The following is a 22,333-nucleotide window of genomic DNA, read 5'->3' as shown; positions in this document are numbered from 1 at the left end:
CGCGAGTATTAAAGACTCATCGGCGAGAATCAAAGACTCGTTGGCGAGTATTAAAGACTCATCGGCGAGAATCAAAGACTCGTTGGCGAGAACCAAAGACTCGTGCGCGAGTATTAAAGACTCATCGGCGAGAATTTTATAAGGATGGCTGGCTGAAAACTCAGGAGAAATAGGAACGCAATTCCGATTTCCGTTATGGGCGACCGGAGAGTCTCAAACCAAGATTCCATAAGTGGGTGAATCCAAAATCTAAAATCCAAAACAACACAATGATCTTTGAAAGCTGTTCCAGAGAGGCCTGCATAATTAGCTTAGGAGACGTTAAAAGGGAACAGGGAAAAGGGGGATTGAGACCCTTGTCGGACAACAGATAAAAATTACCCTGCTTTTTTGCCTAGAGACAGGTCAAATCTGACTATATATAATACCTTTGAGGAGTTCTCATATCATCACTCCGCCTAAAGAATTAGCGAAACAGCCCAAAAATATACAGCTTTGCAGACCAATGCTAGAGTGGTAGTCATTCTAGAATAGAAAAAAGTATAGCTAAGTAAGTTCAAAAAAATTCTCTATGTCAGTTTTAGCGGCGATCGCAGTCTTGGCTGTTCTAATCCTAGTACACGAACTAGGACATTTTATTGCAGCAAGGTCACAAGGAATTCATGTCAACCGCTTTTCTTTGGGCTTTGGACCAGTGATTTGGAAATACCAAGGTCCAGAAACCGAATACGCTGTTCGGGCGTTTCCATTGGGTGGTTTTGTTGGTTTTCCTGACGATGATCCAGATAGTGAGATTCCACCTAATGACCCTAACCTGCTGCGTAACCGTCCAATTTTAGATCGGGCGATCGTCATTAGCGCCGGAGTGATAGCAAACTTAATTTTTGCCTATTTTCTGCTTGTGGCGCAGGTGAATTTAGTCGGTATTTCACAAGCAACCCAACCTGGAGTCTTAATCGAACAATTAGCCCCAGAAGTTAGTAATGTAGCGACTCAAGCTGGTATCAAAGCAGGAGATGTCATCTTAGCTGCTAATAACAAAGAGTTTGGCACCTCATTGCAACAAATAGAAGCTTTAAGAGAAATCATTAAAACGAATGCAGGTAAGCCAGTTCAACTAGAAATTGCTCGTGGTGATCAAAAGCTGTCTTTGAGTGTCACTCCTGAAGCCAAGTCCGCTGGAGGTAGTATTGGCGTTGGACTTGCTCCCAACGGTAAAGTTGTACGTCGTCGTGCTAACTTGCTAGAAGCTTTTAACCTTGGTGCTGCTGAATTTCAGCGAATTATGAAATTAACATTTCAAGGTTTTAAGCAATTAATTACTAACTTCGGCGAAACAGCTAGTCAAGTAGCAGGCCCAGTCAAAATTGTGGAAATTGGTGCTAGCATTGCCCAAAATGATACAGGCAGTTTGTTCTATTTTGGAGCTTTGATTAGCATCAACTTGGCAATTATCAATATTTTGCCTTTACCAGCTTTGGATGGAGGACAACTCGCTTTTCTACTGATTGAAGGATTGCGTGGTAAACCTTTACCTTCTCGTGTTCAAGAAGGTGTGATGCAAACTGGTTTAATGCTACTTCTAGGATTGGGCATTTTTCTCATTGTTAAAGAAACTTCCCAACTGGAGTGGGTGCAAAAGCTATTCCAGTAATTGAGTCGCCAGTCAGTAAGCCTATAAGCCCGTAAGCCCGCTGTTTACTTGCGGGCAATAAATTATACAACGAGCGTATCAAAATCTATTCCCCAATCCCCGATCCTTTCAATCCAGTGAGCAACACTCGTAAATGGTCATCTAAAAAGCAGCGATCGCTAGAAATATTAGTTCGTCTCAAGCGTCTTTATCCTGATGCTACTTGTTCTCTAAACTATTCCACCCCAGTGCAACTGCTGGTTGCAACAATTCTTTCCGCTCAATGTACGGATGAGCGAGTAAATTTAGTGACGCCAGCACTATTTGGTCGTTTTCCAGATGCACCTAGCTTGGCTAATGCTGACCTGAGTGAGTTAGAAAATTTAGTACGTTCTACGGGATTTTACCGTAACAAAGCCAAGAATATTCAAGCCGCTTGTCGGATGATTGTTAAAGAATTTGGCGGTGAAGTCCCAAAGCAGATGGAGCAATTATTGTTGCTTCCAGGGGTAGCACGTAAAACAGCAAATGTAGTTCTTGCTCATGCTTTTGGAATTAATGCTGGTGTAACAGTTGATACTCATGTCAAACGTCTCAGCCAACGTCTAGGGTTGAGTGAACACACAGAACCTATTCATATTGAACGAGATTTAATGAGCCTTGTGCCTCAACCAGACTGGGAAAATTGGTCAATCCGGTTGATTTATCATGGTCGTGCTGTGTGCAAAGCCCGTAATCCCGCATGTGAGGTTTGCGATTTGGCTCCTTTATGTCCTTTAGGGAACAGGGACAAGGAGGACAAGGGGGACAAGGGGGACAAGGAGGAATACTTAACCATCAATCAGCAACAAATCACAACCAAAAATAAACAAGTAAGCAATAACTAATTCCATCAGATAGAATGGGAAATGCTGTCTTTTAATTTAAAAAGTAAGTAACAGATTCAATGGCAAAAAAGAGCATGATTGAGCGCGAGAAAAAGCGCGCTAAACTAGTGACAAAGTATGCGGCTAAACGGGAAGCTTTATTAGAAGAGTTTAGAACTACAGAAGATCCTATGGAGAAGCTGGAGATTCACAGACGAATTCAACAGCTACCCCGCAACAGCGCACCCACTCGCCGTCGTAACCGTTGCTGGGCTACTGGTCGTTCCAGAGGTGTGTACCGCGACTTCGGACTATCTCGGAACGTTTTGCGGGAATGGGCGCACGAGGGCCTTTTACCTGGAGTGGTTAAGTCAAGTTGGTAGTCATTGGTAGAGACGCGAGGAACATCGCGTCTGTACAATAGTCATTGGTTATTGGTCATTGGTCATTAGTTATTGGTAATTGGTAATTAGGGAGAAGATGATTGGTGATTTGTTATAAAGTCATTATTCAAACGACAAATGACAAATGACAGATGACAAATGACAAATGACTACTGTCCACAACACTTATCAATTCCTAAACTTTCTAAGAGTAGATCGCTAACGGCGTTGGCGATCGCAAACTCTCCATAGAAACTTTTAGAAAAATCAAATGCTTGCATTTCTGTGACAATAGCAATTACCAGAGAACCAAGGTCATTTTCTCCTTCCATTCTTTGGCGAACAAATATTTGGGCTGCACGTTCGGCGATATTTTGGTTAATTGCTTCTGGGATAAATTCTGTGTCTAGCCACCCATGTAAGCGTTGCTTTAACCATTTACCTTCAAGTTCTGGATTTTGGGATGGTGGTAGGGTGATTGGTGGAATAGGTTCTGTCATATTTTTGATCTGCTTAAAACGCACCAAGTGTTAAAACGAATCGCTAAGGAACGCAGAGGATGACTGTTAACATCTAATAGCGTGACTAAGCGATGTTTCTATTTTTAATGTTATGGAATATGATACTGCTGCTATCATTCAAGGCTATGCCCAAGGCTATTTTCTCATGGCTGATGAGGAGAATGGCTTAGGTTGGTATGGAAGTCGCGATCGCACTCTCATTCCTTTGGATGATCAATTTCGCTACCCCAAGTCCCTACGACGTGTCCTGAATCAAAATCGCTTTACTGTAGCGGTGAACCGGGACTTTGAATCAGTAGTGGAAGGTTGTGCTAACCGAGAAGTAACTTGGATCTCAGCAGAATTAAAAGATATATATTGGCAACTTTACCAAACAGGTTGGGCGTATAGTTTTGAAACTTGGCAAGAAGATGAACTTGCTGGAGGAATTTTAGGGATTGTTATTGGTGGTGCTTTCATCGGCGAATCAATGTTTTATCGCATTCCCGATGGTTCTAAAGTGGCTATGGTGAAGTTAGTAGAAAGATTGCGAGAAAGACAGTTTGTGTTATTTGATGCTCAAATGATGAATCCCCATTTAGAAAGATTTGGGGCTTGTAGAGTCGGTGATAAAGAGTATCAAGAGTTACTTTATAAAGCCTTATATCGAAAGTGTTCTATTGTTTAGAGATGTTTAAAGATTTTATTTTGTCAGATTTTTGTCACAACTATAATTCATAATTCTCATAAAAAAATAAATACTGAATAGAAATATTTAGCACTAGAAAAATATGTCTTTTATTGATGACAAACTAAAGGTTTTTACCTCTTTAGACAGATGATGAACATGTATCTGGTGTGGATAATTTTGTGAAAGTACTTGCTTTATATACTCCCCTGTAAACCCATGTCAACGCAAGTATATATTTACTTCGTCACTATTAGTTAATAGTAAAAATATCTGTGACAAATGTTTAGTGAAGTGTTAATTTTACTTTAAATTCATCCCCTCAACAAAGTTATTTGTAGATTCAGAATCTATTGCTTATGCTTGCAAATATTTGTACTTTATTTGAACGAGATTATCACTACGGCGTTGGGGTATTAGTTAATTCTCTTTATCATCATGGCTTTCGTGGTGTAGTTTGGGTGGGGTATCGTGGGACTTTACCACCTTGGACAAATTCTCTTAAAGAAGGTCAGGGTTATCAAGAGTTTTCGGTCGCCGAAGATTGTGTAATTCGCTTTATCAAGCTCACCACTTCAACATTTTTTTCTAATTACAAACCTGATTTTATGCTGCAACTTTGGGAAAATTATTGTCCAGAAGTTGAAGCATTATTTTATTTTGATCCTGATATTGTCAATAAACGTGACTGGTATTTCTACACTGATTGGGTTGATCGTGGTATTGCCTTATGTGAGGATGCTTATGATTATATGCCTGCCAATCATCCCTATCGATTGGCTTGGAAAGAATTGGCTGAACGCTACGGTTTCCCTTGTCAACGTGAACTAAACCGCTACTATAACGCCGGCTTTATTGGTGTAAAGCAGAGTCAGAAATCTATACTTTTGTTATGGCAAAAACTATTACATACTTTTGAGGAAGCAGGTTATATAAATCTCAAGGATTTTTGTTTGGCTTTTAATCGTTATCCCTATTTTCAAACCGATCAATGTGTTTTGAACTTAGCAGTCATGTTAAGCTCTGAACCACTTAGTACTGTTGGTGCAATGGGAATGGATTTTGGTGGTGTGAGTGTAGATATTATGTCACATGCGTCGGGAAGCCAGATCAAACCTTGGCGAAAACAACTGATTTTGAATGCTTTGAATGGATCACCTCCAACATTGACAGATAAAGCTTATTGGCAAAACACACAAACACCGATGCAAATTTACTCGCCTTGGGAATACAATCAGAAAAAGATTGCTCTGCGGTGTGCTGCTGGGATTGGACGCTTTATCCGTCGCTCTTAATTTATATTGAATTCACCCGATGTTCTGTCACTAAAGTCAAACTCACCCATTCCCCTTTATCGTTGTAACTACGAATCATGCGTTGACGGAGATTTGGTTTAATTAACCAACCCACTTCTAAAAATAAGGGTTGGCGAAATTGTACTTTTAACGGTGACGTCGCGGAAGCGCCATCAGGTAATAGCAAAACCTGTATCTGCTTTTGTGAGTCTTGAGCAAATGTGAGAATGGAACCATTGATTGTTGCAGTCGAGGTGATTGTGCGATCGCCAAATGAAAGATTTAGCACTAAATGTCCAGAATCATCCAATTGTAACTGCATTTTGCTAGAGTAACGATCAGGCGATCGCCAATCTGGATAGATTGTCACTGCTTCGCTTTCCCATTCTCCTAACAATGCTTCTACTGTTACAGCAGTGCTTTGTGTAGCTGGGGTTCCAGCTAGGTGTTCGCGAATCAGGGTAAATTGATCTAGCTGACCATTTTTATCAAACAATTGCACAAGGCGCAAACGGCGATTTTCATAAATTAACCCTAATTCTGCTCCAAATTCCGAAAATGGCCCTAGCTGAATCGTACCTTGAGAAAAAGCACCATTTTCAAAAAATAATACACCCCGTCCCAAAGAACTGTATTCTAAAACTTTTTCATCTCCACCCAGGCGAATAATTTGACGAATTGTCTGATTATCATTTAACCCTTCTAGAGATACAACACTAGGTGTATCACTAATTATTTCACCTTGGGGAGAAACGCGAGTGAATGAACCTTGCCATTCACCAAGATTTTTTAATAAAGATTCCCACTGACTCATTTTTTGGTTGTTGGTTGGTAGTTAGTGCAAGTTTCCAAGGTGGTTTTCGATATTCTTAACTTTCGTATTTGCTCATGTGCAGCCATTCATAGCAGCTTTCTTTCATGTGTTGCTATGAGTGGCACTATCTTTATAAGTCAAATATTACATTTCATCCTCAATAGCCCCTAAAGCTTGTAGCATTTCTTTCTGACCATTTATTAAACCTGTAGCACCTGTAATGTTCATACCTTCATAAGGTCTATCAGGTCTTAAGACATTAAGACATTCTCCAGTATTAGTAGACCATAGTCTAATTGTTTCATCTTGACTGCCACTAGCTAAAGTTTGACCATCAGGGCTAAAAGCAACTGAAAAAATCCAATTGGAGTGTCCATCCAAGATCTGATGTTGATCAGCATTGATATCCCAAATAATCAGTTCATTACCACTACTAACAAGAATGTGATCGTTAGAACAGAATGCTACTGAGTAAACTAATCCAGTATGTCCTTGCAAGCTTCTCAGGCATTCACCAGTGTTGATATCCCACAATCTTACTATACGATCATCACCACAACTGGCCATGATTTGACCATTTCTACTGAAAGTAACACAGCGAATTCTAGGTGTAGCTTGAAAAGTTTGTATACATCGACCAGTATCTATATCCCATAACCTTATTAAGTTATCATTACTGGCGCTAGCAAGGATTTGCCCACAAGGGCTGAATGCTAGTGACCAAATTCTTTCAGGATGCTGCTCTGAAAGTTCTCGATAATCACCAGTACGTACATCCCAAAGTATCACTTTACAATCATGGCTGCTACTAGCTAGAGTCTGCCCACTAGGATTGAAGACAATAGACGTTACTCTATTAGTATGTCCCTCCAAAGTTTTAAAACTTTTACCACTATTGACATTCCAAAGTTTTATCTTTTGATCATCACTACCGCTAGCAAGAATTTTTCCATCAAAACTGAAAGCAACACACCAAATTCTATCTTGATGTCCTTGCTTAGAAGAATCTTGCAGAATTTTTTGACATTGACCAGTGCGTACATTCCATAAACGTACTGTCTGATCATCACTACCACTAGCGAGAAGTTGTCCGTCTGGGCTAAAAGCAACACACCAGATCCAATTAGCATATCCTTGGAAGATATCTATGTGCTTGCCATTTTGTGTATCCCATAAACGTACTGTCCGATCATCACTACCACTAGCAAGAACTTGTCCATCTAGTCTAAGAGCTACTGAGGTTATCCTACTAGTATGCTTGTATTTATCAGAATAAAAAGTATGCAAGCATCTACCAGTACTAACTTCCCAAAGCCTGACCGTTTTATCAGAGCTACCACTGACAAGAGTTTTATCATCATTGTTAAAGGCTATAGAAAGTACACTATTGCTGTGTCCTAACAAAACATTCAGGCATTCTTCAGACTCAATATCCCACAGTCTCACTACCCGATCATTATCACCACTAGCTAAAATTTTTCCATCGTGACTAAAAGCAACTGACCAGACTTTATCTGTAACCTCTGGCAAAGTTTTTATATATTCACCAGTTTGACTATTCCAGAGACATATCATCCCATCTTCACCGCTACTGGCAAGGATTTGTCCATCTGAACTGAAGGCTACGGATCGTATTCTTCTTGTATGTCTGTGCAACATTCTTATACATTGATGAGTTTGGGCATCCCAAAGCCTTAAGATTCCATCTTCACTACCACTAGCAAGAATTCGTCCATCCGAGTTAAAGGCAATACACCAAACTTCACCACCACATTCTCGCAAAATCTTTATACACCTCAGAGCTGATGTGTCTTGAGCTTGTATAGCTCGAAGATCCCACAGGCGTATTGTCTTATCCTCACTACTGCTAGCTAGAAGTTCTCCATTCGGACTAAAAGCAATTGATCTAATCCAATCGTTATGCCCTAAGCATGTACCAATTTTTTGATTGTCTGCATCCCGCCATAGATGCACAGCACCGTTAACGTCACCTATTGCTATAACTGTTCCATCTGGACTAAATGCCACTGACAAAACACCTCCGAAAATTTGGCTAAATAAAGATTTAGACAAATCAGAGTAAGCAAAGTTCACTGTATGGAGATTAAGTCCTTGAAGACAAGCCTGCCAAACACAAAGATAGGAAAAATCCCAATCTCTTAAAGTATTCTCCTGTCGGTCTAATACTATTTGTCGTAATAGATTTAGAATATTTCCACCTATGTACCCAGGTCTTTGAGGAACTTCCTCTCGTGATTTAGTAAGAATTTGATTTAACTTTGTTTCCAGGTTTATTATGCCACCTAAATCAATAAGAAGCTGATTTAGGATTGGTTTAAGAATAAGTTCAATTTGAGACTCTCTAACATAATCTTTCGCAAGGGCTTTGATTATTGCATGACTGTTAAAATTTTTTATGTTTTCTAATTCGCTCTCTTGAGCTTTAATTTCTTCACAAACTTTTTCAATGAAGCGTTCAGTCACATATTCCCTTAAGACTGGCTGTAATCTAAAACGTCCTCCATTGTTTTCAAGAGGTAATTGCCGTTTTATTGAGCTTATAATTGAATTAACTCTATCTTTAATTGTTGGTGATATTATATCATCGTTCAAGTCCGAAATTGAGGTAAAATCGCGGTTAATTGCCAACCAATAAACAACTTCTTTCTCTTCATCGGATAAGCGTTCAAAATGCCAATCTAAGAAATCTTTTCGCATATCATCTAAAACTTTTTTGGGTTGTTGTAAAAACTTACCAATCTCACCATTAAAAACTTCCAAAATCTGATCAGCAGCAATCTTTAATGCTAAGGGATTACCTTCGAAATAAATTTCAATGAGTTCTTTCCATTCATCATCTGAACCAACAAAATTAACATCCTCTTCTAGAGCCTTACGTTCTAGAGCCTTATGTTCTAGAATTTGTCTACCATCTAAATAGCCTAAACCATGTAGTGGTAAACAGCGAACTTTTTCACCTTCTAGTTTTATAACTTCTCTAGGTTTCTCTCTAGATGTTAATAATAAACAACTTTGATGCCTGACTGTTGCTATTTTTTTCAGTAATATATCGTAGCCTTCTCCATATTGCTTTTGCCAACCAGATTTACCTAAATCATCAAGTATTATTAAACATCTTTCATCCTGCATATATGTAAGAAATTGTGAAATTTGCTCATTTATATTATCTGGTAATTCAATCTTTTTTTGATTGGACAATATTTTAATTAAATCTGTTAAAACTGAGCTAATTGGTGGAGCATTATCTAAACTTTTCCAAACAATATATTTAAACTGACCTTTACTAGTTTTGGTTATTTCTTTCGCAAATTTCAATGATAGATTCGTTTTACCAATTCCACCTTCGCCTAGTTTCACTGTTAAACTAGTTTTGCCGATTCCAGCCATACCAAAAATTACCACCAGTTGGCATCCATCTTCGACAATCCATTGCTCTAGGATAGCTAACTCTTGATTGCGTCCAACGAAATGAGAAGCTTCAGGTGCGTCTTCAAATCCTCTGATTTGCCTGGGAGGATCTATAATGCTTTGCCAATCATCAATCCCAATTGCCTTGCAAATAGCAATAAAAAATTCCTGCCGAATCGGCTCTTGTCTACCCCAAAATCTTTGAAGCGTTGACCGTGAAACGCCTGCTGCATTTTGCCATGCAACAGCATCTTTATTCCAGCCTTTTAGGCGGCGTACTTTATCAATGACCTCCAAACCCTGAATTGATGCTATAAAACTGTCTGCCATCTTTTGAAACACCTACTATTTTGCAAACTTTAACTTTGAGCCAGTTTGTTGTGACAGTAACAGTAAAACTGAAGCAAAACTGAAGCAAAACTGAAGCTTCATGTCCTCGCAAATTTGAGATTCTGGAATTATAAACATTTTAGAGAAAATTCAATGGTTAATAAAACTAACCCCACACAGTCTAATCATACTCTCGTTCGCTCACTGATGAATATTGCTCTTTCAGTGGGAGTTATGCTTGGTTCAGGTTTAGCGTATGGTTTTGTTCAAACTGCTTTCAATTCTAAGCAGCATGGACAATTTGCTCAAACTGAATCTCATCGCTTCGGTCGCGCAGAGTACGAACAATTAAAAATAGGAATGTCTTTAACAGAGGTACGCTCAATTTTAAATCGAGGCATCGAGGTTAGGCAATCTACAACAACGGCAACCTTTGTTTGGGAAAATCCTGATGGTTCCAAAATAACCCTCACTTTTGAGGGTAATAGGCTTAAGAGTAAAGAGCAGTCCGGATTGAAATAAAGAGGTGACTAAGGGTGCAATCACCTTTTCTAATCCCTAACCTTGCTTGTAGCAATGCGTTATTTCCATCATCTTAAAAGATATCTTTTACTGCCAGTGACCGGAGCATACAAGCAAATTGACTTTTCCTCTTGTTGCTGGAGTTTAGTCTACTCTGAAAACAAATTTCATCAGTGGTGCTGAACTGGAAATTCATAATCCACTAAACTCCAGTAATTACTAATGACAATTGACAATTGACTAACTTTTCGCAAATTTTTGCACAGCAAATAAACTTCCGATTAATCCTACAGTTGCACCAAAATTGAGCAGAATCAAGGGTAATAATAAAGTTTGTAATGGAGTCAGTTGTAAATTATAGGTGAGAAATTTGATAAATTCCGGTTGGTTAGCCAGTAAATGTCCGAGAAATTGTTGAATAATGCTAATGAAACTCCAAGCGATCGCACCGCCAATCAAACCAAAAGCAATTCCCTGCAATATAAACGGTAGGTAAATCCAAGCGGAAGTTGCTCCCACTAGTTGCATAATTTCAATTTCTCGACGTCGCGCCATAACTATTAATCTGATGGTGGTGGTGGTTACGGCGATCGCTGTTAAAGTCAAGATTATAGTAATTGTTAGTGTTATCCAGTTTAAACCTCGATGCAACTGAGCAATGCGTCTGACTGCTTCATCCACATATTGAACTGCATCTACTCCATGTAATTTAGCTAGCTGTGTTGCTAAGTTTGGTACTACTTCTGAGTTACGCGCTTTTACCTTCAATTCATCCACAAGCGGATTTTCACCTAGCTGCTGAATAGCAGCTTTGATATCAGTAATTCCTAATTCTTGAACTAGCTTACGCCAAGCTTGTTCTTTGGTAATAACTTTTATATCTGTAACCTCTGGTATTTTTGATACCAATGATTCAATACTGTCTGCACGCGCACCTGGATCAAGATAAACAGATATTTCCAACTGACTACCGAATTGATAAAGTAATTTTTCTACTTGCCAAGAACTTTGTAAATTTAAACCAAACAGGAATAGTAACACAGTCACAGTACTAATAGCTGCCCAATTCATCCAGCCACCGCGTTGCAAACCAATCCAGGTTTCTTTAAGCAGATAGTCGAGTTTAGTAAGTATTCTCAACATTAGATAATCTATTGTTTATACAAAATAATCAAACTCTATTATTAGTCATTTGTTAGTAGTTAGTGGTTAGTTGTTTACTTCCCACACTTCCAGACGCGATGAATCGCGTCTCTACATTACTTCCCACACTCCCCATTTCCCACAGATTGCTAAGATTAAATAAAGCGGAATCATTCCCAATCCATAATAGGTGAGTTAAAAAAGAATGCCATCGGAAGTCGCTGTTGAGAAGAAAAAGTTACAAAATCCGCCCTTGGAACTGCATTTCCTTGGCGATCGCGTTCTGCGTCAAGGGGCGAAGCGCGTTGCTAAAGTAGATGAAGAAATCCGCAAACTAGTACGGGAAATGCTACAAACCATGTATAGCCAAGATGGGATTGGTTTGGCTGCACCCCAAGTCGGAATTCATAAACAAGTTATAGTCATTGATCTGGAACCAGAGAACGCGGCTAACTCCCCACTGGTGTTGATTAACCCTACTATTAAAAAGGTAAGCGGAGACATCTGCGTTGCTCAAGAAGGATGTTTGAGCATTCCGGGAGTTTTCATGGATGTGAAGCGTCCCGAAGTTGTAGAAATATCCTACAAAGATGAGTATGGACGCCCTAAGACACTGAAAGCTTCAGATTTACTAGGACGCTGTATTCAACACGAAATCGACCACCTCAACGGTGTAGTATTTGTAGACCGTGTAGAAAACTCTTTGGCTTTAGCGCAGGAGTTATCCAAGCATGGCTTTTCTCATCAAGCTGTCAAATCATTTGTGTAGGGGATGTGCTTGTGAACGTAATGACACCTAAGAGTGGTTTATTTTTAGCCTGTTCTTGTATTACTGCGATCGCAGCAGTCGGTTCTGTTTTTGAGCTTACCTCTGGACAGCCTGATCTCGGTACTCAAACGACGGCGATTATCTTAGGGTTAAGTATTCCCCTCACAGGGCTATTTTTCTTAGCCGCAGTCAAAGATGCTAAAGCTAATATAAACAAATAGACATTGATCCACATTCGCAAGTAAAAGGTAAAAGGAAAAAAATTTCCTTTTACCTTTTATTTTTCAAGTTTTACTCTATTTACCGCCGCTTCACTTAACTAAATTTAAGATTTTATTTATTTTTTACGTTAAATTTTTGCGAAATTAGGCAGACAGGAATTGTATCCAGAAATTATGAATGATGAATTATGAGTTATTAATTTTTGTAGCTAGTAGTTAATTATTTATTACTAATTATTCTTGGAAATCAGGCAGTAAATAATTACTACTTACTGACCAATCAATCTCAAATCCTGTTATAGGTTGACTCATACTTCATTATTCATCATTGTTGAGTCCACATACTTAGATATTGTTTTGACATTTAATGCTAGTCAACTATATTGACATGCAAAGATGATAGCTAAAACAATCACTTGCCGAAAATTGGTGCTAAAGCTAAAATTTTGCAGCAATTAAACTAAATTTGAGGAAAACATGAGACACGAAAAACTTTCTCCCGGATTGCTACTAGCCTACGAAGACTATCAAAGAGAAGGACAAGAAGCTTTAACCACACACAAGCGATCGCTTGGTATAATTGCTCCAAAAACTAGTATTAAGCCTACTCGTAGTATTGTTTTTATCTACTGTGATGAACAAGCAGACCTGAGTCATCTATCACAATACGGTATTGAAATCAACCAAAACACAGGTACGGTCAGAACAGCTTACTTACCAATAGATAGTTTGAGCGATTTATCTGAAGAATCTGCCGTCCAACGGATCAAGCCATCCCGTAAATTAAAGTTACGGCTGGATGAAGCACAAAAAAAAGTCAACCTACCAGAGTTTAAGAATAAAAATGGATTGACTGGTAAAGGAGTTGTTATTGGTGTAATAGACAGTGGTATTGATCCAAAACACCCCGCTTTTGCAGGACGTATTTTAAGGATTTGGGATCAAACACTACCAGGGCCAGGAGTACAAGAAGGTGGTTATGGTGCAGAATTAACCGGGACACAGTTGACAATTTCCCAAGATACAGATGGTCATGGTACTCACGTTGCAGGTATCGCCTCTGGATTAGATAGTACTTATGGTGGTGTAGCACCAGAAGCAGAATTAGTAGTTGTTAAAACTGACTTGCAAGACGCTCACATTGCTGATGGGGTTCGCTATGTTTTCCGAGTCGCAAGTGAAATGGGACTTCCAGCAGTCGTGAATCTCAGCTTGGGTGGACACGCTGACGCTCATGATGGTAGCGACTCTTTATCCAAAATCATTGATGCTGAATCTGGACCAGGAAAAATTGTTTGCTGTGCTGCGGGTAATGAAGGTAATGACAACATTCACGGTCAGACAATCGTCAACAGCAAGCGCTCAGGAACCATGCGTTTCAGTGTTCCCCAGAATCAAGTAGGGATTGTCTGGTTAAACGGTTGGTATTCCCTTGATGGTCAGTTGGAAATCTCTCTACGCAGTCCCAATGGATTTGTTACCCCCTTCCAACCAATTATTGTTGATGGTAATCCTTCAAAACAATATAACTTACTCGATGCACGAGTCGAGATTGTCACCCCAGGTCCAGACCCAGCCAACGGTGACTATAACTTCTTTGTGCAGATTCGGGGCGGAGGTAACAGCAGGTTTAGTCAACCTGTACCAGGCGGAGTTTGGCAATTGCGGGTACGCAACACCTCTGGAAATGACGTACGTCTAGATGTGTGGACTTTAGATGATGCTGCGTCAGTATTCTTTACAGGTAAAAGCATCTCTGATACCATGAAAATTGGCGCTCCTGGAGCTGCTAGTAGTGCAGTAACTGTTGCTTCTTATACTACTAAAGTTCAGTACAAAGATATTGATAATAATGTGCGGCAAGTAGGGTTAGAGTTGGATGATATTTCTGACTTTAGCAGCGAAGGTCCACTGCGAAATGATGCCCTAAAACCCGATGTTGCAGCCCCCGGAGCAATGATTGTTTCGGCTCTTTCATCCAATGCAAACTTTGATCGCGCAATGATGGTCAATTCTAAGTTTGTGGTGTCAGGTGGTACAAGTATGGCAACACCATTTGTGAGTGGCTTAGTTGCACTGCTGTTGCAACGTGACCCAAATCTGACTCCAGAGGGTGTGAAAGATTTGCTACGTCAAAATAGTTCTATTCCCGGTGAAGGTGTAGGAACTTTTGATCCGAAATGGGGTTATGGACTGATTAACGCGGAAAATCTGTAGTTTCTAAATCAACGTATATTGCATTTGCAAAAGGTAGATGATTCACCTTTGGCTAGTAACTGAGTAATCAAAAATATTACTGAATTATTAGCGATCGCAATTAGACAATAGACCTTGATACCTAGCTCCTCTCTTTAATTAATAGAGAGGGGCTAAAAGCCAATTTAATATAAAAAAACGAGTATAGAATTTGACCTAAAAATTAGGTAACTATTAGTGTTAGATGAAGCAATAGAACTTTATCAAAAAGAACTGGTAGCCCTTGAGGAGAATTTTGAGGTATCAGAAAAGCAAATATTTAGGCTTCTGACTACTCGCGATCGCATCCAAGCTGCATTAAATGATCTTACTCAAACATCAGACGAACAATTATTTCTAGTTATTGAGCTTGATACTCGCTTAAAGCAACAAGCTCATAAAATTAACCAACTAGCTAAACTTGCAGACTGGCGTACTAGCCTAAATGTACCAGTAACATCTTGGTGGTGGTTTCTGCAAACTCCTAGTCATCCCTTAGACAATTTTGACTGGCTTTGGAATGCACTTACAATTACTTCTCTGACAGGTTCTCTGAGTTTAGTGATAGATATCTCTACCCGTTTTTTGAGTGGGGGAGCAGGTTTTTTAAGTTCGTTTGCTGTCATTTCTCAGAGTGTATTAACACTCTTAACTGTTGGTGGTGTACTAACTGAAGCAGGACGTAAGGGAGTAGAACAAACTCTTTCGCGTTTTGGAATCAAGACTTATCTTTGGCAAGAAACAAAATTTGGGTTATCAGCCTTACTTTTACTGAGTTTAATTAGCTTTAAGGCTTCACTTCCCCAAATTGCTAACTACTTTAATGAACAGGGTAGGAGACACTACCAAACTAGCCAATGGGACAATGCAATATCTGATTACGAGCGAGCAATTAGCCTTGATCCAGACAATGCTGAGGTTCACTATAACTTAGGACGATTGTATGAACAATTACGGGATGTGAATAAAGCACAGACTGAGTATAGATTAGCAATTCGAGGAGATATACCTCTTGCCTACAACAATTTAGCTCGATTGTTTCTTCTTGAAAACAAGCCTTTTGAAGCGATGTCTTTACTCTTCAAAGCCAGAGATTTAGAACCAAAGCTAGATCAGATTTTATCAGAAAACGACAAACTTTTGATGTATGAAATACGAAAAAATCTAGGCTGGGCGAGGTTCCAGCAAAAACGCTATACCGATGCTCAAGCAGAATTGGAAGATGCGATCGCCATTCATAAAACAATTCCCAAAGATATAAATCATCCCACTTATGCCTCTGCTTACTGTCTGTTAGCCCAAGTTTTGCAAAAGACAGGTAATGCGAAAACAGCACTAATGCAATGGAAACTATGTAATGCCTATGGTAATCCGCGTGTACTCGAAGAAGATGCGTGGATGGACATGGCTCCATCAAGTGTGAAAAAAGGAGAAGAATAATGCCACAAAATTCTGCCAAAATTACTGAATTCACAGGTACAGTTCAGATCAAACGGATTGATCAGCCAAATTGGAGACAAGTAAATGTAGGCACCCAAATTAATTTTGGTGACATGCTGAAAAAACAACCAGGTGCTAGTGTCAAAGTTCGTTGTGGTGATGGAAGAGCAGGAAGCTCTCTCCCGAATGGAGTAGCAAAAGGGTTACCCTTTATCTGTCCGACAGTATTTCGTAATGCAAGCGATCCTGCCATTCCCTATACCATTAGTCCACGGGACACTTTAATTCTTACCAAACAACCAACTTTGCGTTGGCACGCTCCAAATGATGCTAATCGCTTCGAGGTGATAGTGAGAGGTCAGGAAGTGAACTGGACAAAACAAGTCAGTCGAGAAGAGGCTTGTCAAGGGGATGTCTGCGAACTGGTTTATCCAGGCGACCAGCCATTGCAACCAGGGGTCAGCTACAAATTGGTAATTGAAACAACAGATACAAATAGATCATCAGAAGAGATAACAGAACCAGGACTGGGATTTAAGCTGATTGATGAAGATAAAGCACTTGAGATCCAAAATATTGCTCAGGAGATTAAGCAACAAGAATTTTCTGCTGTGGAAAAAGCTTTAAAGCTAGCTGATATGTATAATGAAAAACTTCTGACAGCAGAGGCGATCGCCACTTTAGAAGCTTTGCCAGACGAAGACAAAAACACAACTGTTTACTACCAACTTGGTCAACTTTATCACTCGATCAAACTCCCCTCAGAAGCTAAAGCATACTATGAAAAAGCAATTGCCAAGGCAGAAGTTACTGGGAATAAATCAGAACTAGCAGTAGCACAGGTTGGATTAGGAGAAGCGAATTGGACTCTTGGTAAACAAGAGGAAGCACGAAGATTGCTAGAAACTGCTAAAGCAATATACACAGAATTGGGAGATATAGATATGGTCAGTTACTTAGAGGAACGACTACGCGAAATGGTGCAATGAATATTGTGTTCAGATCCTGGACTTTTTTAAAAAAGTCCGGGTTCAATCAGCTCTCAAAATTTGTGTGGCGAACTACATATTATGAAACCAGGGGCAATCTTCTTATGCTTAAAAAATTAAAAAATCGTCGATTCGCTCATAATTTAATACGTTTTTTGGCTAATTTGTATTATCAGGAAGGGAAATATTTTTTAAAAATAAATAATATTTTAACAACATTACAATCATGGGATAAATGTCTATTATTATGTGAATTCAGTGAATATCGTCAGTTAGAGATGCTGGTTATACAATCTTTAGGGAATGCTTACAATGATTGCTTATATGATCGAATTAAGGCAATAGATTACTTACAGAAAAGTTTAAAAATTGCCGAGGAAGTGCAAGATGAAAAAATGCAAGGAAGATTACAGGGAGACTTGAGTGCTGCCTATGCGGATCTGGCTGTAAATGATGACGATGTAGTTGATAAGGAGAAAATTAATCTAGCAATTCATTATGCTCAAAACAGCCTCAACATATCTCAAAAATATCTCAACATAGCTCAAGAATATCAAGATATTGAAGCCAAATCGCAAGTTTTAGACGATTCCGATGTACCAGACTCAAAGAAAATTGAAATCTATCAACAAATCATAAAAATCGCGCGACAATCTCAAATTTCGTTTGCAACAATCGAAGATTTACACAATTTGGGGGAGGTTTACTTAAGTTTTCTAAACTACAAGAACGCCATGATTTGTTTTCGCTGGGCTTTGCAGCTGGCTCAAAAACTCAAAAATGCTCAACAAGAAGCAATGGAATGGGTAGCTTTGGGCAGAGTTGCTAAACAACAACAAAATATAGCTGAAGCAATTAATTACTATAAAAAAGGAATTGAAATTGCTGAGAATATTCGCAGTACGATCAAAATAGAAGAGAATACAGCATCCTTTGTTAATTTTTGGGCAAGGCACTATAGAAGTCTAATTCTTTTACTCTGGCAACAAGGCTTAGTCTCGCAACAAGTCCCGCAACAAAATTATTTTCAAGAAGCCTTTGAGTTTGTTGAACGGTCAAAAGCGCGAGCCTTTCTCGACAAAGTTGCGAATGCGAGGATAGGCAAGCGTGGGAGAGTGAAAGCTTATCTTTTAAAGCAGGAGCAAGCTCTAAGAAAGCAAATATTTGCTCTGCGTCGCAAAGGTCCGAATCATCAGTTAAGTGATCTCGAAAAAGACTATAAAAATTTATTAGAAAAGTCAGAAATCCGGAATCGGGCGACTGCTAGCTTAATCAGTGTTGATGTTGTATGTCTAGCTCAGATTCAGGAAAAATTAGATACCCAGACAACCTTGCTGGAATATTTTGTTACTGATGAGCGTACCCTGGCTTTTATTATTACTCGCGATCGCTTCCAAGCAATTAATTTAGATGTGACTAGAGATAAACTTCAAAAACAGATTACTCTGTTCCGAGGTTTTGCCGATACATCTGAAGCTTATCCCCCGGAACTAAAACAACTCTATACCTACCTGATTGCACCTCTAAAATCCCAACTGAACACTCCCAGACTTATTATTGTCCCACATAACATCCTGCATTATCTCCCCTTTGCGGCTCTGATTGACGGAGAGCGCTACTTAATTGACGATTATGCCCTGGTTAACCTCCCCTGTGCCAATGTTTTGCGCTTCTTGCCTAAAAATAAACAACACAGTCCAAGTGCTAAAATACTGTTAGGGCTTGGTGCGCCAGATAACACATTCGATAAATTATTGTCTCCTTTAAATGCTGCTCGTAACGAAGTAGAAGCGATCGCTTCTCTATTCAATACCAAAGCTTATATCGGTAAAGATGCCACCGAAAGCCGTGTTTGGTCAGAAGCTAAAAATGCTGAAATTCTTCATATTGCTGCTCATGGCGAGTACAATCCCAACGCTCCCCTGTTCAGTACTATTCACCTAGCACAGGATGACAATGCTGAAGTCGCCCAGAAGGACGGTAGGCTAGAAGTCCATGATGTTTACAGGCTAGATTTAACGACTGTTACAAATCTTGTTGTCCTCAGTGCTTGTCAAACTCATATTGGTAATACTCAAAAGGTCAGTTTAGGAGATGAAATTATTGGGCTGAACCGAGCCTTTATCTATGCTGGCACACCTAGTGTAATAGCGAGCTTGTGGAATGTAGAGGATCAAGCCACAGAATTACTGATGAAACAGTTCTATCAAAATTTGCAAGATGGAATGGACAAAGCAAAAGCTTTACAGCAAGCTCAAATAAAGGTAAGAGAAAATGCTCACCATCCCCATTACTGGGCTGCGTTTGTTTTGACAGGAGATGGAGAAAAAATTCATTGCTAAGTCTGTAATTGGTCATAGACAAGCTTATATTAAGTCTACACAAGGATAGGCGACTCCAACTCATAAATCTGATAGGTTGTTTTTAGGACAGGTTATTTTTAACCTGCCCTTTGTCCAAATAAATAAACTTATTGTAAAAGAAGCAATACACCACGAAAGGTACAGGATATCAGTTAACCCTTCCCCCTTTCGCCAGGATGGTATTGATAGGAGATTTTTAGATGAACTATAAGAAGCTAGACGCCGCCTTGGCAATGACGCTCAATCAAGTCCAAGATCCAGATGAACATAGTTTAGTGGTTTTTATCCACACCCAACCAGGGACAGATACTTCTAATGCGGTAGCTATCTTAAAAAATTTAGAAGTAAGTGGAATTACTGAAGTAAAAGACGTGTTTTCTGCTACTTTGTCTCTCAATGAAATTGCTAAACTCTCAGAACAGCCTTGGGTGCAGTATCTGAAACTATCGCAAAAATTGCGTTTGGTAGATGGACAGTTGGGAGTGAAGAGTACCAGTGTTAACAAACATTAATATTAATTGATACATCTAATTTCCCTTTGTAATAGATTGTAATACCATTTTTCTTCGGCAGCATTCGGAAAACTTAACTAAACTTTGTTTTCGATCCCCCCTTACCAGCTGCCGCAGACAGTCCTAAACTGTAGTTGAGAGTTGAAAGGCAGTCGGGAGCAAACTTGTGAAAAAAGTTTTAGCAATCATTCTCGGTGGCGGTGCAGGAACCCGCCTTTATCCGCTCACCAAACTACGTGCTAAACCAGCGGTGCCACTGGCAGGTAAGTATCGGTTGATAGATATCCCTGTCAGTAATTGTATAAATTCTGAAATTTTCAAAATATACGTCCTGACACAATTCAACTCGGCTTCTCTGAATCGGCATATTGCTCGTACCTACAGCTTTGCTGGTTTTACTGAAGGATTTGTTGAAGTCTTAGCTGCACAACAAACACCAGAAAACCTCAGTTGGTTCCAAGGTACAGCTGATGCGGTTCGTCAATATCTATGGCTGTTTGAAGAGTGGGATGTAGATGAATATTTGATACTATCAGGCGATCATTTGTATCGCATGGATTACCGTCATTTTGTCCAGCGCCATCGGGAAACTGGGGCAGATATTACCCTTTCAGTTATACCAATCGATGAACGTCGCGCCTCAGACTTTGGCTTGATGAAAATCGACCAATCTGGTAGGGTTATTGACTTCAGCGAAAAGCCCAAAGGCGAAGCTTTAAAGAAAATGCAGGTTGATACTACTGTTTTAGGCTTAAACCAAGAAGAAGCCGAACAGCAACCATATATCGCCTCGATGGGAATCTATATCTTTAAAAAAGATGTTTTGATCAAGTTGTTGAAAGAAGCTTCCGAAAGGACTGATTTTGGCAAAGAGATTATTCCTGACGCCAGCAGTGATTACAACGTTCAAGCTTACCTATTTAATGATTACTGGGAAGACATTGGAACAATTGAAGCATTTTATAATGCGAATCTGACTTTAACTCAGCAACCCCGTCCGCCATTTAGCTTCTACGATGAGCAAGCGCCGATTTACACTCGCGCTCGTTATCTACCACCCAGCAAATTGTTAGATTGTCACGTCACCCAATCAATCATTAGCGAAGGTAGTATTCTCAAAAATTGCCGCGTTGAAAACTCGGTCTTGGGAGTGCGATCGCGCATTGAATCTGGCTGTATCATTCAAGATTCCATGATTATGGGTGCAGACATGTATCAGCCATTTGCCGAACGCCAATCTGATTGTGAGCATCGTAGCGTACCTTTAGGTATCGGTTCTAACACAATCATTCGTCGGGCTATCATTGACAAAAATGCTCACATCGGTTGTGATGTACAAATCATTAACAAAGATAATGTCCAAGAAGCCGAGCGTGAAAGTCAAGGTTTCTACATCCGTAGTGGCATTGTCGTTGTGCTGAAAAATGCCGTCATTCCTGATGGAACAATAATTTAGTCATTGGTCAAGTGTCATTGGTCAAGTGTCATTGGTCATTACTTAAACAAATGACTAATGACTAATGACTAGGGACAAAAGACTAATGACAAAATTCTTCTTACTAATTGGTCTTCCTGGTAGCGGTAAGTCAACCTTGGCAAAGCAGTTAGTAAATCAATGTCCCCAGAGGCAGGTGGTTTCTACCGATGCCATCCGGGGGCAACTATTTGGTCATGAATCAATCCAAGGATCTTGGCTGCTGATTTGGCAAGAAACTAAGCAGCAATTTCAAAGGGCGATCGCTACGGATAGTACAGTAATTTATGATGCTACTAACGCTCAACGACGCGATCGCCGTGAAGTCGTTACCTTAGTCCGCGATATTGGTTTTACTCACATTACCGGGATTTGGGTAAAAACCCCCATTTGGCTATGTTTAGCACGCAATCAAAGACGGGAACGCCAAGTACCAGAAGAGGTGATTTTTCGGATGTATCGTCAATTACGCGATGCTCCTCCCAGTTTAGAAGAAGGATTAGATAACTTAATTTGCTATTGATTGGGGATCGGGCATGGGGCATGGGGCATGGGGCATATGGGGCATTGGGGAGCCAGTGCGCCCTTGGAGGTTCCACGCCACGTGCTTTATGCCGGGAAACCCGTCCACCGCAGTGGCTCCTCCGTTGTAGCACCTGGCGTCATTGGGCATTGGAAACAGACTTGTTAAATAATTCCCCCCACACTTCCCACACTTCCCGCACTT

General features: G+C 39.8%; 20 protein-coding genes. 16 read left to right on the top strand and 4 right to left on the bottom strand.

The genetic code is table 11. The features are described 5' to 3' along the window. Positions 1-571 precede the first annotated feature (571 nt). The 3 genes from rseP (at position 572) to rpsN (ending at position 2,882) form a co-directional block, all read left to right on the top strand. The gene (gene rseP / locus B4U84_RS19580) at positions 572-1,654 is read left to right on the top strand and encodes an RIP metalloprotease RseP (protein ID WP_044447052.1); all 1,083 of its coding nucleotides are present in this window, start codon (positions 572-574) and stop codon (positions 1,652-1,654) included. A gap of 116 nt (positions 1,655-1,770) precedes the next feature. After that, entirely contained in the window at positions 1,771-2,520 is a 750-nt protein-coding gene (gene nth / locus B4U84_RS19575) for an endonuclease III (protein WP_044447054.1), read from the top strand. A 59-nt stretch (positions 2,521-2,579) separates the two neighbouring features. Then, positions 2,580-2,882, top strand: coding sequence for a 30S ribosomal protein S14 (rpsN, locus tag B4U84_RS19570; RefSeq protein WP_026081912.1), 303 nt, complete (start codon positions 2,580-2,582; stop codon positions 2,880-2,882). 170 nt (positions 2,883-3,052) lie between these two features. Here the strand turns inward: rpsN and B4U84_RS19565 are convergent, their stop codons facing one another. Continuing rightward, the gene (locus tag B4U84_RS19565; RefSeq protein ID WP_017310823.1) at positions 3,053-3,382 is read right to left on the bottom strand and encodes a DUF8822 family protein; all 330 of its coding nucleotides are present in this window, start codon (positions 3,380-3,382) and stop codon (positions 3,053-3,055) included. A 112-nt stretch (positions 3,383-3,494) separates the two neighbouring features. On the opposite strand from B4U84_RS19565, the gene aat reads away from it, so the two are divergent. Both aat and B4U84_RS19555 read left to right on the top strand, forming a co-directional pair. Continuing rightward, the gene (gene aat, locus B4U84_RS19560) at positions 3,495-4,070 is read left to right on the top strand and encodes a leucyl/phenylalanyl-tRNA--protein transferase (protein ID WP_017310822.1); all 576 of its coding nucleotides are present in this window, start codon (positions 3,495-3,497) and stop codon (positions 4,068-4,070) included. A 359-nt stretch (positions 4,071-4,429) separates the two neighbouring features. Further along, positions 4,430-5,365, top strand: a complete 936-nt coding sequence (locus tag B4U84_RS19555; RefSeq protein ID WP_044447057.1) for a hypothetical protein — start codon at positions 4,430-4,432, stop codon at positions 5,363-5,365. A 1-nt stretch (position 5,366) separates the two neighbouring features. Here the strand turns inward: B4U84_RS19555 and B4U84_RS19550 are convergent, their stop codons facing one another. Both B4U84_RS19550 and B4U84_RS19545 read right to left on the bottom strand, forming a co-directional pair. Then, on the bottom strand, positions 5,367-6,179 hold the full coding sequence (locus tag B4U84_RS19550) for a DUF3598 family protein (protein ID WP_131120197.1): 813 nt from the start codon (positions 6,177-6,179) through the stop codon (positions 5,367-5,369). Between the two features lie 144 nt (positions 6,180-6,323). Next, entirely contained in the window at positions 6,324-9,938 is a 3,615-nt protein-coding gene (locus B4U84_RS19545; protein WP_131120195.1) for a WD40 domain-containing protein, read from the bottom strand. 153 nt (positions 9,939-10,091) lie between these two features. Here B4U84_RS19545 and B4U84_RS19540 point away from each other — a divergent pair, with 153 nt between their 5' ends. Continuing rightward, entirely contained in the window at positions 10,092-10,460 is a 369-nt protein-coding gene (locus tag B4U84_RS19540; RefSeq protein ID WP_242677667.1) for a hypothetical protein, read from the top strand. 240 nt (positions 10,461-10,700) lie between these two features. Here the strand turns inward: B4U84_RS19540 and B4U84_RS19535 are convergent, their stop codons facing one another. After that, the gene (locus B4U84_RS19535; RefSeq protein ID WP_131120193.1) at positions 10,701-11,603 is read right to left on the bottom strand and encodes a cell division protein FtsX; all 903 of its coding nucleotides are present in this window, start codon (positions 11,601-11,603) and stop codon (positions 10,701-10,703) included. 205 nt (positions 11,604-11,808) lie between these two features. Between B4U84_RS19535 and def the strand changes: the two genes are divergently transcribed. The 10 genes from def to B4U84_RS31235 form a co-directional block, all read left to right on the top strand. Continuing rightward, on the top strand, positions 11,809-12,372 hold the full coding sequence (gene def, locus B4U84_RS19530; protein WP_017310818.1) for a peptide deformylase: 564 nt from the start codon (positions 11,809-11,811) through the stop codon (positions 12,370-12,372). A gap of 20 nt (positions 12,373-12,392) precedes the next feature. Further along, positions 12,393-12,593 carry a hypothetical protein gene (locus tag B4U84_RS19525; protein ID WP_017310817.1) on the top strand — a complete coding sequence of 67 codons (201 nt, stop codon included), beginning with the start codon at positions 12,393-12,395 and terminating at the stop codon, positions 12,591-12,593. Between the two features lie 477 nt (positions 12,594-13,070). Further along, positions 13,071-14,810, top strand: a complete 1,740-nt coding sequence (locus tag B4U84_RS19520; RefSeq protein ID WP_131120191.1) for a S8 family peptidase — start codon at positions 13,071-13,073, stop codon at positions 14,808-14,810. 216 nt (positions 14,811-15,026) lie between these two features. Beyond that, positions 15,027-16,268: a tetratricopeptide repeat protein gene (locus B4U84_RS19515; RefSeq protein WP_131120189.1), complete on the top strand. Its 1,242-nt coding sequence runs from the start codon at positions 15,027-15,029 to the stop codon at positions 16,266-16,268. Continuing rightward, positions 16,268-17,257, top strand: coding sequence for a tetratricopeptide repeat protein (locus B4U84_RS19510; RefSeq protein ID WP_131120187.1), 990 nt, complete (start codon positions 16,268-16,270; stop codon positions 17,255-17,257). Before B4U84_RS19515 ends, B4U84_RS19510 begins: the two co-directional genes overlap by 1 nt. A gap of 104 nt (positions 17,258-17,361) precedes the next feature. Next, positions 17,362-19,599: a CHAT domain-containing protein gene (locus B4U84_RS19505; RefSeq protein ID WP_165490319.1), complete on the top strand. Its 2,238-nt coding sequence runs from the start codon at positions 17,362-17,364 to the stop codon at positions 19,597-19,599. A 221-nt stretch (positions 19,600-19,820) separates the two neighbouring features. Further along, a complete protein-coding gene (locus B4U84_RS19500; protein ID WP_017310812.1) occupies positions 19,821-20,132 on the top strand; it encodes a hypothetical protein in 312 nt (103 codons plus the stop codon). A gap of 166 nt (positions 20,133-20,298) precedes the next feature. Continuing rightward, positions 20,299-21,588, top strand: a complete 1,290-nt coding sequence (locus B4U84_RS19495; protein ID WP_017310811.1) for a glucose-1-phosphate adenylyltransferase — start codon at positions 20,299-20,301, stop codon at positions 21,586-21,588. An 85-nt stretch (positions 21,589-21,673) separates the two neighbouring features. Continuing rightward, entirely contained in the window at positions 21,674-22,129 is a 456-nt protein-coding gene (locus B4U84_RS19490; protein WP_017310810.1) for an AAA family ATPase, read from the top strand. 20 nt (positions 22,130-22,149) lie between these two features. Then, positions 22,150-22,333 (top strand): hypothetical protein (locus B4U84_RS31235; RefSeq protein WP_207390969.1); only part of this gene is annotated, 184 nt, incomplete at its 3' end.

The organism is Westiellopsis prolifica IICB1, assembly GCF_004323185.1.
In the GTDB taxonomy this organism is placed as follows: domain Bacteria; phylum Cyanobacteriota; class Cyanobacteriia; order Cyanobacteriales; family Nostocaceae; genus Pelatocladus; species Pelatocladus prolificus_A.
The sequence above is the reverse complement of the archived record's forward strand: the minus strand, read 5'-3'. Positions and strand labels throughout refer to the sequence as shown.